12 protein-coding genes are annotated in these 12,942 nt (G+C 71.5%); 3 read left to right on the forward strand and 9 right to left on the reverse strand.

Features of this window, described 5'->3' with window-relative positions; genetic code table 11:
• The first annotated feature begins 113 nt into the window (after positions 1–113).
• Positions 114–980, forward strand: a complete 867-nt coding sequence (locus tag ABD204_RS04950) for a UbiA family prenyltransferase (RefSeq protein ID WP_194423555.1) — start codon at positions 114–116, stop codon at positions 978–980.
• 73 nt (positions 981–1,053) lie between these two features.
• On the opposite strand, the gene ABD204_RS04955 is transcribed toward ABD204_RS04950, so the two are convergent.
• From ABD204_RS04955 to ABD204_RS04970, 4 genes are all read right to left on the reverse strand, one after another.
• Positions 1,054–2,196: an FAD-dependent oxidoreductase gene (locus ABD204_RS04955; RefSeq protein ID WP_194423556.1), complete on the reverse strand. Its 1,143-nt coding sequence runs from the start codon at positions 2,194–2,196 to the stop codon at positions 1,054–1,056.
• Positions 2,189–2,890 (reverse strand): methyltransferase domain-containing protein, encoded by a 702-nt coding sequence (locus ABD204_RS04960; protein WP_194423557.1) that lies wholly within the window; start codon positions 2,888–2,890, stop codon positions 2,189–2,191. The genes ABD204_RS04955 and ABD204_RS04960 overlap by 8 nt, the downstream gene beginning before the upstream one ends.
• Positions 2,887–3,987, reverse strand: a complete 1,101-nt coding sequence (locus ABD204_RS04965) for a type III polyketide synthase (RefSeq protein ID WP_194423558.1) — start codon at positions 3,985–3,987, stop codon at positions 2,887–2,889. The genes ABD204_RS04960 and ABD204_RS04965 overlap by 4 nt, the downstream gene beginning before the upstream one ends.
• Before the next feature lie 145 nt (positions 3,988–4,132).
• A complete protein-coding gene (locus ABD204_RS04970) occupies positions 4,133–4,717 on the reverse strand; it encodes a nitroreductase family protein (protein WP_194423559.1) in 585 nt (194 codons plus the stop codon).
• A gap of 155 nt (positions 4,718–4,872) precedes the next feature.
• Between ABD204_RS04970 and rraA the strand changes: the two genes are divergently transcribed.
• Positions 4,873–5,334 (forward strand): ribonuclease E activity regulator RraA, encoded by a 462-nt coding sequence (rraA, locus tag ABD204_RS04975; protein WP_194423560.1) that lies wholly within the window; start codon positions 4,873–4,875, stop codon positions 5,332–5,334.
• Positions 5,335–5,409: 75 nt separating this feature from the next.
• Here rraA and ABD204_RS04980 read toward each other — a convergent pair whose 3' ends face one another.
• Positions 5,410–6,807 carry a glucose-6-phosphate dehydrogenase gene (locus ABD204_RS04980; RefSeq protein WP_322597509.1) on the reverse strand — a complete coding sequence of 466 codons (1,398 nt, stop codon included), beginning with the start codon at positions 6,805–6,807 and terminating at the stop codon, positions 5,410–5,412.
• 45 nt (positions 6,808–6,852) lie between these two features.
• Here ABD204_RS04980 and ABD204_RS04985 point away from each other — a divergent pair, with 45 nt between their 5' ends.
• Positions 6,853–8,646 carry a glycoside hydrolase family 15 protein gene (locus ABD204_RS04985; RefSeq protein ID WP_194423562.1) on the forward strand — a complete coding sequence of 598 codons (1,794 nt, stop codon included), beginning with the start codon at positions 6,853–6,855 and terminating at the stop codon, positions 8,644–8,646.
• A gap of 224 nt (positions 8,647–8,870) precedes the next feature.
• Here the strand turns inward: ABD204_RS04985 and ABD204_RS04990 are convergent, their stop codons facing one another.
• The 4 genes from ABD204_RS04990 to ABD204_RS05005 all read right to left on the reverse strand — a co-directional run bounded on the left by ABD204_RS04990 (position 8,871) and on the right by ABD204_RS05005 (position 12,931).
• Positions 8,871–9,968 (reverse strand): ABC transporter permease, encoded by a 1,098-nt coding sequence (locus ABD204_RS04990; RefSeq protein WP_194423563.1) that lies wholly within the window; start codon positions 9,966–9,968, stop codon positions 8,871–8,873.
• Positions 9,965–10,849, reverse strand: a complete 885-nt coding sequence (locus tag ABD204_RS04995; protein WP_194423564.1) for an ABC transporter ATP-binding protein — start codon at positions 10,847–10,849, stop codon at positions 9,965–9,967. Before ABD204_RS04995 ends, ABD204_RS04990 begins: the two co-directional genes overlap by 4 nt.
• A gap of 112 nt (positions 10,850–10,961) precedes the next feature.
• Positions 10,962–11,675: a response regulator gene (locus ABD204_RS05000; RefSeq protein WP_194423565.1), complete on the reverse strand. Its 714-nt coding sequence runs from the start codon at positions 11,673–11,675 to the stop codon at positions 10,962–10,964.
• Entirely contained in the window at positions 11,672–12,931 is a 1,260-nt protein-coding gene (locus ABD204_RS05005; protein ID WP_194423566.1) for a sensor histidine kinase, read from the reverse strand. The genes ABD204_RS05000 and ABD204_RS05005 overlap by 4 nt, the downstream gene beginning before the upstream one ends.
• Positions 12,932–12,942 lie beyond the last annotated feature (11 nt).

Consider the following 12,942-nt stretch of genomic DNA (forward strand, 5'->3'; position numbering starts at 1 on the left):
TTCGTCGATCCGCGCCGTGAGGCCCGCTTTCCGGGTCACGCGGCGCGGATCTCCGGTGTCATTCACCGCCCGCGGGGCTGCTTCCGGCCGGTAGCGTGCACAGCATGGAGGGGATGACAGGTCGCGCGCGTGGCGGCAGAAGCGTCGCGACGGTGTTGTGGGGCGCTTCGCACCCCGGGCCGACCGTCGTCGTGACCCTCCTCGCCTTCGCGCTCGGCGTCGCCGCCGGGGTCGCCCCCCTCCATCTCACGTTGCTGACCGTCGCGGTGTTCTTCGGTCAGCTGTCGGTCGGCATCTCCAACGACGTCATCGACGTCGGGCGCGACCGCTCCGTGGGTCGAACCGACAAACCCCTCGTGAGCGGCCGGGTGACCCCCGGCCAGGCATGGGCGGCGGCCTACGGATGCCTGGTGATCGCGGTCGTGCTCTCGGCGTGGATCGGGCTCGGGATGCTGGCCGCGCACGCGCTGTTCCTCGCGTCGGCGTGGGCCTACAACGCCGGTTTGAAGTCGACCCCGATCTCGATCATCCCGTTCATCGTCGGCTTCGGGGCGTTCCCTTCGCTGGCCCCGCTGTCCGCCGAACCACCGGCCCCGGCCGCACCGTGGGCGTGGATCGCCGGCGCAGCGCTGGGCGCGGCGATCCATCTGGTGAACGTCCTCCCCGACCTCGACGACGACGCGAGCACCGGCGTCCGTGGCTTCCCGCACATCGTCGGGGCGCGGGCTTCCACGCTGCTCGCCATCGGCGGCCTGGCCGTCGGGACGGTGGCGACGCTGTCGGGACCGGTCCACGGCGACCTCGCAGCGGTGACGCCGCTCGCGTGGGTGTTCTTCGGAGCGGCCCTCGCCCTCGCCGGCGGAACCGTCGTCGTCGCGTTCGCGCGCCCCCGGGCCCGCGTGTTGTTCCCCCTCGTCATGGCGGCCGCGCTGCTGCTCGCGGTGCAGCTGGTGGCCACGGGTGGGGCGCTCGCCGCCTGACGGACCGAGTGCAGCCGGGCGCAGACCCGTCGCGCCGACAGGGGGCCATCGACCGGGACCGCGGACGTGGGCGTCACGCGTCGGCGTCGAAGCCCATCGCGTAGGCGTGGGCGAAGGTGAGGGATGCGGGCGAGGCCAGCAGGGCGCGGAGGGCCCCCGTCCGGAGGCGATGGGCCCGGGGGGAGGCGGGGCGCCCGAGGGCGGTGTTCGCGGCGGCGATGGCCGCCGACAGTCGTGCAGACCGCACCCTGCGGCGTTCCCAATGGTCGAGGTCGACCGGAGGTGAGCCCCACCGCATCCACTGCGCCAGCAACGGCGCGAGGGTGACCGCGTCGAGGAGGCCGAGGTTCATCCCCTGCCCACCGATCGGGCTGACCTCGTGGGCGGTGTCACCGATGGTGAGGATGCGGTCGCGCCGCAGGCGGGGGGCGATGACCCGGCGCACGCCGAACGCGGTCGCCGCACCGACGCCCTCACCGGCCTGCGCTTCACCGCGCACCGCCATCGCCTCGCGCAACCGGGCGGCGCGTGTGGCGGGGGTGTCGGCCTCGTGCGGAGCGGCATCCCACGCCACGAAGCGGCGCAGGCCGTCCGGGAGCGGGAACGACTCCAGCACCCCCGCCGGGTCGAGGTGCACGGCCGCGACGGAGGTGTCGGCATCGACCGCCGCGGTCGCATCCGTCATCAGGTAGCGGTCCGGATACTCGCGTCGGGCCAGCGCGCGCGGCCGGTAGACGAGGTCGCGGCCGCTCGAACCGGTGGCCACCACGACGAGGCGGGCGCGCCGTTCGGTGAGCTGTCCGGAGACGGCCGCGCGCACCCGCACATGGTCGGATGCGGGCAGGACCGCCGACACCGTCGCACCGCGGATCGGTTCGGGTGCCTCGACGGCGAGGGCGGCCTCGGTCGCCGCCTGGGGGAGCGTCGCGACGAACGGGAAGCGGCGGGAGAGGCGATCGAACCGCACCACGCCGAGCACGTCGCCGCGGGAACGGGCCTCGCCGCGGGCGACGCGCGCGGCCCCCGCGAGGAGACGTTCGGTGACCCCGGAGGGCGCGAGGGCGGCGAGCACCGGCGCATGCACGCCGATCGCGCGGGTGCCGGCGCCCGGGGCGGGGCGCCGCTCGAGCACCTCCACGTCGACACCGTGCCGTGCCAGCTCGCCGGCCAGCAGCATCCCGACCGGTCCGGCCCCGACCACGATCACCTCACGCACGGCCGCGCCCTTCGGCGAGCACCCGGAACGGGGCGGGGGTCGAGACCTGCCACGAGCCGCCGGTGGCGGCCAGTGCGGTGCGCAACTCGGCGGGGGTGAAGCTGCGTCGGATGGATCGGAGGCCGTCGGTGCGGAGGAATGTGCCGGGGGCGAGCGGGGTGATCCCGACCGCGTAGAGCCCGTACGCCAGAGATCCCCGGGCGATGTCGCCGTGCAGCACGACGCCTTGTGACAGGGCGAGGGACGCGTCGACGACGGCCGGGAGCGCGTCGTCGAGGTGGTGCAGCACGTGATTGGAGACGACCGCGTCGAAGGGTTCGCCGCGCCCCACGAGGGAGGCCGCGTCGGTGCACAGGAACCTCGCGTTCCCGGGCGAGGGAGTGGCCGTCGCCACCGCGTGCGCGCGCGGGTCGGGGTCGGCGCCGACCACGTCGACGTCGAGGCCGTCGCGGGCGGTCGCGGCGGCGAGCCGGCGGACCAGGTCGCCGCCGCCCGATCCCAGGTCGAGAACGCGCGCGGGCCGGCCGAGCGAGGCGAGGTGCGGCCGCAGTCGGGTGCGGTAGACGGTGCCCCATCCGGCGACGAGGCGGTTCACCAGATCGAAGCGGCGCAGCGTCGCGGCGAGACGCCGCGGGTCGCAGTGGGGGTCGTCCATCAGCTCGACCAGCGTCGCATCGCGGGTGCGGAGGCTCACCCGGGGGTCCGCTTCGTGAGTCGTGCCGATTCGACGGTCAGTCCGGGGCCGAACGCCAGGGCCCCGACGACCGTGCCATCGGCGAGGGCGTCGCCGACGAGCAGGTCCCGCAGGATGAACAGCAGCGTCGCGCTCGACATGTTCCCGTGCGTACGCAGCACATGCCGCGACGCGTCGAGCGCCGCAGGGTCGAGGTCGAGGCCCGCCTCGACGCGGTCGAGCACGCTGCGTCCGCCCGGATGCACCGCCCAGGCGTCGACACCGTCGAGGACCGGGCCCACCGCATCCCGGATCTCGCGCCCGATGATGCGGGGCACCTCGGCCGAGAGGATCATGTCGAAACCGCGGTCCCCGATCGTCCAGGTCATGTCGGTCTCGCCCTCGGAGGTGAGGGTGGTGGCGAAGCCTTCGAGGTCGAAGCCACCCGGGCGTCCGATGTCCGCGGCGCCGGTGACGACGGCGGCGGCGGCTCCGTCACCGAACACCGACGCGGCGACGATCTGCTGCGGGTCGTCCGAGACGCGGATGTGCAGCGAGCACAGTTCCGTGCTGACGACCAGCACGACCGCATCCGGATCCGCCCGGGCGATCCGCTCGGCCGCGCGCACCGCGGGGAGTGCCGCGGCGCATCCGATGAAACCGAGGTGATAGCGCTCCACGTCGGGCCGCAGACCGAGGTCGCGCACGAGCCGGTAGTCGGGACCGGGGGCGAAAAAGCCCGTGCACGAGACCGTCACGACGTGGGTGACCTCGGTAGGCCTCACCCGCGCATCTTCGAGAGCGGCGCGCGCGGACGCTGCGTACAGTCCCGGGGCCGCGCGGATGTAGAGATCGTTGCGCTCGCCGGTGCTCGGCGCGTGGAGGGCCCCGGATGCATCGCGGAAGACGGCCTCGCCGGGTTCCGGGTGCCCGTCGGCGGCAAGTTGGGCGACGACGCTGTGGCGCGTGTGGATGTCGGCGGCGTCGAACGCCGCGTGGACGAGTCGCTGCGTCAGCCTGCTCGTTCCCCGCTGAGCGGTGAACATGTCGCGGACATCGGTCTGCGCCAAGCGCACCGGTGGCACGGCGGTGCCGATCGCGACGATCCGAGGGGCCATGTGCCACTCTAAGCACGCCCGGAGCGCGATCGGGGGAGGGTTGCGCGAACGGTCACCCTTCGTTCGCACCCGCGGCGCGCATCCGTCGCCCCTGTCGCACCCGCGCCCTACGGTCTGGCGATCTCGGGACGGGAGGTGGTGCGGCTCAGGCGTCGACGATGATCGAGGACTCGAGCGCGCGACGCGTGCGCGGGGCGCTCTCGCGTCGGCGGACTTCGTCCGAGATGCCCGCGTAGGACCCGATGGTGCCGACGGCGATGATGGTGACCGGCTGGAGGTTCTCGGCGAGGTCGAACGCGCGGGCGACCGCGGCATCGTCGAAGCCGCCCATCTGGTGGGTGGCCAGGCCCGAGGCGTGCGCCTGCAGGCTGAAGTAGGCGGATGCCTGGCCCGTGTCGTACTCGGCCCAGCGCTGCGGGGTGCCGTCTTCGCGCGCCGTCTGCGCGACGAACACCACCAGCGCGCCCGCGTCACGGGCCCAGGCCTTGTTGAAGCCGCCGAGGGCGTCGACGAGGGACGCGTGCGGGGCGGATCCGCGGCGGGCGACGATGAAGCGCCACGGCTGGGAGTTGTTCGCCGACGGGGCCCAGCGGGCCGCTTCGAGTGCGCCGAGCAGCGCGGCGTCGTCGAGGGGCGTGTCGGTGTCGAAGACGCGGGTGCTCCACCGCTCGGCGATCACGTCGAGGACCGGGTGGTCGGTGTCGGCGGTGCGATCCTGCAGCAATGTCATGGGGGGTCTCGATTCTTCGAAGGGACTGATTCGGCCGGCGGGCATCCTCGTCCGTCGCAGGAGTGCAACAACATCCACGCGCATCCATTCCCGCGTGCGCACTCGGTCTCGGATGGGGTCGGTCGGGGGTGCGAGGTCAGCGGTACCCTGGGCGGATGACAGCGACCGCCGATCTCTACGACGAGCGCGGAGACGCCCTCGCCTCCGTCTCCGTGCAGTTCCAGGACCTCGGCGGACGCCGGGCCTTCGAAGGGCCGATCCGCACCATCCGGTGCTTCCGCGACAACGGACTGGTCAAGGATGTACTCGCCGGCCCGGGCGAGGGTGCGGTGCTCGTGGTCGACGGCGGCGGCTCCCTCGAGTCGGCGCTGATGGGGGACATCATGGCGTCCTCTGCCGTCGCCAACGGATGGGCGGGCGTGATCATCCACGGTGCGATCCGCGACCGCGACGTTCTCGCCACCCTCGATCTCGGGGTCAAGGCCCTCGGGTCCAACCCGCGCAAGAGCGTCAAGGACGGCGCCGGTGAGGTGGATGTGCCCGTCGAGATCGGAGACGTCGTCTTCCGTCCCGGTGGGTTCGTCTGGGCCGACACCGACGGCATCCTCGTCGCCTGACCACCCCACCCCGCGCCGTGACCCGGCGGCAGGCGTCCGTGGACAGGCGCGGCCGCCGCGCCGGCCCTCGGTGGCTCAGTGCTTCAGCGGCGGGGTGACGTGCGAGGGCCAGCCGTCGGGGTTGGTCGCCCCGGCGGGGTACTCGTCGAGGGGCACGTCGTCGGCACGCCACGCGTCGACGATCGGCTGGACGATCCGCCAGCATTGCTCGGCCGCGTCGCCGCGGACAGACAGCGCGGCGTCACCGTCGAGGATGCTGGAGAGCACCTCGCCGTAAGCGCGGAGCGCGCCCGCGCCCAGGTCTGCGGTCAGCCCGATGCGTTCGAGCTCGAGCGGGTCGTCGGCGCCGTTGACGTTCAGCTCCAGGGAGAGCAGATCGGGGCCGAGCGAGAAGCGCATGATCGAGCCCGACGCATCCCCGGTGAGCCCGGCCGGTACATGACGGACCGGCCGGAACTGCACGACGATCTCGCGCACCGGCTCGCCGAGAGCCTTGCCGGAGCGCAATGTGAAGGGAACGCCGGCCCACCGCGCGGTGTCGACGGCGAAAGTCACCTCGGCGAGGGTCTCGGTGTGGCGCGAGGGATCGACGCCCGGCTCGTCGACGTACGACGGGAACGTGCGATCCCCGATGGAGCCGGCGGTGTACCGTGCACGGCGGGAGGCCGTCGCGGGATCGTCGTCCCACACGTGGGTGGCCCGGAGCGCGGCGCCGGTGGCGTCGCGGAGATCGCGTTCGTCGAGGGAGGCCGGTGCGTCCATCGCGAGGAAGGCAAGGACCTGCAGGAGGTGGCTCTGGATCATGTCGATCATCGCGCCGGCCTTGTCGTAGTAGCCCGCGCGCCCCTCGAGCCCGAGGGCTTCGTCGAAGCGCACGAGCACGCTCTCGACGTGCTCGGCGTTCCACACCGGCTCGATCACCCGATTCGCGAAGCGCACGCCCAGCAGGTTCAGCAGCGTCGAACGTCCCAGGAAGTGGTCGACGCGGAAGACCTGGTTCTCGGGGACGATCTTGTCCACGGTGAGGTTGAGTACGTGGGCACTGTCGGCATCCGTCCCGAACGGTTTCTCCAGGGCGAGGATGGTGCCCGCCGGAAGGGTGACGTCCGCCAGCGCCTCGCAGGCGCGGGCCGCGATCGCCGGCGGCACGGCGAAGTACAGGGCAAGGCGCCCGTCGATGTCGTCGACCAGGCGCTGCAGATCTTCGGCTTCGGTGATGTCGGCGCGCTGGTACGTGGTCTGATCCACTGCCGTGAAGGCGGCATCGGCGTCGCCGGCGGCGAAGGCCGTCTTGACGACGTCGCGCCAATGGGTGTCGTCCCAGTCGTCCATGCCGGCGCCGCGCAGGTGCACCCGACGGGACGGTTCGCGGCTGAGCAGTTCGCCGAGGGCGGGAAGGAGCAGGCGGGAGGTGAGGTCCCCTGAGGCTCCGAGGATGAGCAAAGTCGTGGTCGCGGAGGTCACGGCGCCCACGATAGCGTCGAACCGCTGCCCGCCACAGGCTCCTGGAGGCCCCGCATGCCCGCACCCATCGAGGACTACGCCCTGCTCAGCGACTGCCGCACCGCGGCGCTCGTCTCGCGGGAGGGCAGCATCGACTGGTTCTGTCCGCCGCGTTACGACGCGGCATCCGTGTTCGGGGCCCTGCTGGGCGACGAGGACCACGGCCGGTGGATGCTGCGCCCGGCCGACCCGCACGCGACGCCGACGCGTCGGTACGACGGCGACACCTTCACGCTGGTGACCCGGTGGGAGAGCGTGGACGGTGTCGCCGAGGTGCACGAGTTCATGCCGATCGACGGCGATCGCACCGATATCGTGCGCCGCGTCGTGGGTGTCTCGGGCGAGGTCGTCTTCGACCATGAGCTCGTCGTGCGTTTCGATTACGCCCGCGCCCTCCCCTGGGTGAGACAGATCGGAGAAGACGACAGCCCCGCACTCCTGGCCATCGCAGGACCCGGCGCGCTCGTCGTGCGCGGTGCGCGGCTGCGCGCCGTCGATCATCGGCACCGCGGGACCGTGACGGTCGAGGCGGGCGATGAGATCGATGTGACTCTGACGTGGTTCGCCTCCCACCTGCCCACGCCGCCGCCGATCGACGTCGCCGCAGAGCGCGCGTCGACCGAGACGTTCTGGAACGACTTCGCCGAGACGATCGAGCACCACGGGCCGCACCACGAAGAAGTCGTGCGTTCGCTTCTGGTGCTGCGTGCGTTGACGCATCGCGACACCGGCGGAATCGTCGCCGCCGCCACGACGTCGCTGCCGGAGGACTTCGGCGGATCCCGCAACTGGGACTACCGATACGTGTGGTTGCGCGACGCATCCCTCACCCTCGAGGCCCTCCTCGAGCACGGATTCACCCGCATCGCGTTCCGGTGGCGCCGGTGGTTGCTCCGCGCGGTCGCCGGCGACCCGGCGGACGTGCAGATCATGTACGGCATCGCGGGTGAGCGCGAACTCCCCGAGAGCGAGCTCGACAGCCTGCCCGGCTACGAGGACTCGTCGCCGGTGCGCCTGGGAAACGGTGCCTACACGCAGTTCCAAGGTGACGTGATCGGCGAGGTGATGGTCGCCCTCGAGGCGGCCCGCAACGCCGGGGTCGACGAGTCCGACTTCTCCTGGGCGTTGCAGAAGGCGCTGCTGGACCAGGTCGTGGAGTGGTTCGATCGACCGGACTGCGGCATCTGGGAGATCCGGGGCGAGGAGACGATGTTCACCCACTCCCGTGCCATGGTGTGGGCGGCGTTGGACCGCGGTGTGCGGGCGGTCGAGGACGCCGGACTCCCGGGGGATGCGAGCGAGTGGAGACGTCTTCGTGATCAGGTCCGCGAAGAGATCGACGCGAACGGCTATGACGCCGCGCGGGGTCACTTCGTGCAGCACTACGGCTCGACCGAGGTCGATGCCTCGCTCCTCCTGCTGTCGCAGGTGGGCTTCTGCGCGCACGATGACCCGCGGATGCTCGGCACGGTCGCCGAGATGGAGCGCACGCTCATGCGCGACGGGTTCCTCATGCGGTATCGCACCGGAAGCGGCGTGGACGGGCTTCCCGGCGATGAGCACCCGTTCCTCGCCTGCACCTTCTGGCTCGTCGAGCAGTACGCCAGCAGTGGACGGCTCGACGACGCGAACGCCCTCATGGACCGTGCGTGCGCGGTCGCCAACGACGTGGGGCTGCTGTCGGAGGAGTACGACGTCGGCGCAGACCGGCACGCCGGCAACACGCCCCAAGCGCTGTCGCACCTGGCCCTCGTGCGTGCCGCCGACGCCCTGGTCGGGCATACCGGCCGCGCCGCCCTGCGCACCTGACCCGACCCCATCCCCCGCCTCGGCCGGACCCGCCGAACTATGCCGGGCCGTCGGTGCACACCACGTGCACCAATTCAGGCCCCGAGGAGGCAAACGGCGCCGGGACCGGGATTCACCCCGTCCCGGCGCCCGCCAGCCTGAGTACGTGCACGTGAGCCGAGGGCCCCGCCTCGGCCGGTGCGCACCCGGGCGGCTGACACCGGCCCGGGGTGCGGCGCCCGGGATCAGCGGGAGAGGGCCTCGGAGAGCTTCACGCGGGCGCCCATGCGTAGGAGCGAGTTCTCGTAGATCTTCGCGGCCACGACGATCGCCGCGACGCAGGTGGCGATGAGGATCACCAACGACAGCAGCGGCTCCCACCACTGGGCCTCGCCCAGGAACATGCGCACCGGCATGCCGACCGGTGCCGAGAACGGCACGTACGACATGACCGCCAGGACGACCGGGTTCTCCCAGAAGAAGATCACCAGGAAGTAGGGCGCCATGACGAGCATCGTCAACGGGGTCGTGGTCGACCCGATGTCCTCCTGACGCGAGACCATCGACGCGGCGGCGGCGAACAGGGTCGCCAGCAACACGAAACCGAACAGGAAGAACACCGCGAACCACGCGATCGGAGCGCCGAGGCCTTGCAGCACGGCGGACTGTCCCGTGACGGTCAGACCGATGACCGCGATCGCGACGAGGATGAGGATCTCGCCCATGGCGAGGATCGTGTTGCCGATGACCTTGCCCGCCAGCAGAGACCGCACCGGGATGGCCGAGATGAGCAGCTCGACGACGCGGGTCTGTTTCTCTTCGACGACCGATTGGGCGATCGTGCCGCCGAACAGCGACGCAGCCATGAGGAAGACGATGCCGAACCCGAGCGCGGCGAGGTAGCCGAGCGCGCCCGGGCCCGTCTCGGGGTCGAGGATCTCCACCGACGGCAGCTGGGAGAGCGAGAGCAACAGGTTCGTGGGGGCGCTCGTCTCGGCGACGACGGTGAAACCGGTGGGGGAGGCGGCGTCGGCGACGATGGCGGCGTCTACTTCGCCCGCGGCGACGAGGTCGCGCGCGTCGGTGTCGGATGGGGCTTCGGTCACCTCCAGGCCGGGGACGTCCTGCACGTACTGGCGCGCGTCGGAGGTGACGGCCACCGGTGTCCCGGACGAGTCCTGCGCGGTGAAACCTCCCCAGAGCACGAGGGCGAGGGCGCCGACGAAGAGGATCGCGAACGAGATGATGAAGGCCTTGCTGCGCAGCTTGGAGCCGATCTCGCGCTCGGCGACCAGCCAGACACTCTGTGCGGTGCTGGGTTGTGCGGTCGGAAGGGCGTTCACCGGATGACCTCCTTGAAGATCTGCGACAGAGACGGATGCTGGGGCGCGAAGCCGGCGACGTCGCCCTGGGCGACGGCGCGGCGGAGGACACGCTGGGCCGTCTGGTCGCTGTCGGCGTCGAACACGGCGTAGCCGCCGTCGAAGTCGATGACCTCGACGCCCGCTTCGCTGCGGAGCCAGCCGGCGTCACCGGTGGAGATGAGTTCGTAGCGGCGTCGGGCGTGCGCGGCGCGGAGTTCGTCGCGGCCGCCCGTGGCGCGGATGGTGCCGCCGGCGATGATGACGAGGTCGTCGCACAGTCGCTCGACGACGTCGAGCTGGTGCGAGCTGAACAGCACCGAGGCCCCCGCCTTCGCGCGATCCTGCAGCACCGAGGCGACCACTTCGACCGCGAGCGGGTCGAGGCCCGAGAACGGCTCATCGAGGATGAGCACCTCGGGGTCGTGCACGAGGGCGGCGGCGATCTGTGCGCGCTGCTGGTTGCCGAGCGAGAGGGTCTCGATGTTGTCGCCGAGGCGCTCGCCGAGTCCGAGGTCTTCAAGCAGGGCCCGAGCGCGCTTCTCTGCGTCGGCCTTGCCGAATCCGTGCAGGCGAGCGAGGTAGACGATGTGCTCGAGCACCTTCATCTTCGGGTACAGGCCGCGCTCTTCGGGCATGTATCCGAAGCGGCGACGGTCGGCCGGGGTGACGGTGTCGCCGTCGAGGGTGACGGTACCGGCGTCGCCGGAGAGCACCCCGAGGATGATCCGCATCGTCGTGGTCTTTCCGGCGCCGTTTCCACCGACGAATCCCGTGAGGCGCCCGGGCGCGACGTCGAAGGTGACATCGTCGAGGACGCGGCGGTCGCCGTAGCTCTTGGTGAGGCCCTGCAGTCGCAGCATGCCCTTCTCCTTCCGACGGGGGTCTCCCCGCCGTCTCCGACGCTACGCAGGTCCCGGAGCGCAGACATCCCTCCGGCGGCGGGTTCTCGTCCTCCTCCGCGAGGAGGACTCCTCACACCAGCCCGTGTCGGTGGGCGTAGACGACGGCCGCGACGCGGTCGCGTGCGCCGAGCTTCTGCAGCACATTCGACACGTGGGTCTTCACCGTGGCTTCGCCGATGTAGAGGCGCTGTGCGATTTCGGCGTTGCTCAGGGCGTGTGCGACCAGGCGCAGCACTTCCGCTTCGCGTTCGGTGAGGTCGGCCATCGGCGTGGCCGGCGCGTCTGCGGCGGTGCGGGATCTCTCGCGGGTGGGGGTGGTGGATCCGGCGCCCCGTGGTGCTGACGGGCCGGGTTCGGTGGAGGAGTCGGTCCGTGCGAAGCGGGCGATCACGCGCCGGGTCACCTCGGGGGCCAGCAGTGCGTCGCCGCCGGCGACGACACGGACGGCGTGGAGGAGTTCCTCCGGCCCGGCGTTCTTCAGGACGAACCCGCTCGCCCCGGCCGACAGTGCTTGGAAGAGGTAGTCGTCTCGGTCGAAGGTGGTCACGATCACGACGGCGGTGTCGACGTCGGCGACGATGCGCCGTGTCGCTTCGATGCCGTCCATGTCGGGCATCTGCACGTCCATGCAGATCACGTCGGGGCGGAGGTCGGCGGCGGCGGCGAGGGCGTCGGTCCCGGTGCCGGCCTCACCGACGACCTCGACCTCGCCGCTCGCTTCGAGGATCATACGGAATCCGGCGCGCATGACCGCGTGGTCATCGACGAGCAGGACCCGGATCATGCGGGTACCGCCGCGGAGGTGGGGACTTCGGCGCGCACGAGGAAGCCCCCGCGGCCGCGAGGGGCCACGGTGAGGTCGCCGCCGATGGCGGCCGCCCGTTCACGCATCCCGACGATCCCGAGACCCGGGCGCGGAGGGAGTGTGGTGCGCCCGGTGTTGGCGACTTCGAGTTCCACGGTCTCCGGGCCGTACCGCACCCGGACGTCCGCGGTCGCTCCGGGTCCGGCGTGCCGTCGCACATTGGTGAGGGCCTCCTGCGCGATGCGGTACAGGTTCACTTCGATCAACGTCGACAGAGGCCGCGGTTCACCGACGGTCGTGAGCGACGTCGGCAGGCCGTGGTCTTGTGAGTGCGCGACGAGGTGGTCGAGTGCGGCGAGGGTGACGGTCGACCCGTCGACAGGTTCGGCGTCACCGGTTCGCAGGGTCTCGAGCAAGTGGCGCAGCTCGTTCAAGGCGCCGCGGGCGGATTCCTCGACGCCTTCGAGAGCGGCGCGCGCGGCGACCGGGTCGTGGTCGAGCACCGCGCGGGCGGCGCCGGCTTGCACACCCATCGCCGATACGTGATGGGCGACGACGTCGTGCAGTTCACGGGCGATGCGCACGCGGTCGAGGGCGACAGCCTGCGCCGCGGTGACCTCGCGCTCCTGTTCGAGCTCGCGCGTGCGCTCCTCCAGGGCGGCGCGCTGCTCGGCGGCGGCGAACGCACGGTCGCCCATGTAGTACGCGCCGCCGAAGAAAGCGGCGTTGACGAGGAACTGGATGAGCATGTAGGCCGCGAAGGGGGAGAACAAGCCCGCCTGGGACAGGGCGTCGTCGGCCGGATCGAGGGCTGCGCGGAAGGTGTTGACGGTGAGCCAGACGAACATCCCGACGATGATGCCCACGCGCACGAGGGTGGCCTGTCGGCGATCGGTGAGCCATGCACCGACGGTGTAGAAGCTGACGAAGATGGCGATGTTGCCGACGTAGACCTCGGGAACGCGTGCGGTCATGCCCAGGAAGAAGGTCACCGCGACGGTGATCGCGACGAGGGATGGATACCTTCTCCGCACAGCGAGCGGCGCTGTGAGCGCGAACGCATACACGAGCCCCCACTCGACACCGGGGGCGTCGGCGCCGAAGATCCCGGCAACGGAGTTCAAGGCGACACTGAGCACCGCGGCGACGAACAAGCCGGCGGCGAGCCATAGGTCTGCCCGGTGCTCCGCCCGGGTGGCCTCGCGCACCGGGCGCGCGCTGTCGGTGGCGGACATCCCTCCACCGT

Source organism: Microbacterium aquimaris (assembly GCF_039531285.1).
Lineage (GTDB): Bacteria > Actinomycetota > Actinomycetes > Actinomycetales > Microbacteriaceae > Microbacterium > Microbacterium aquimaris.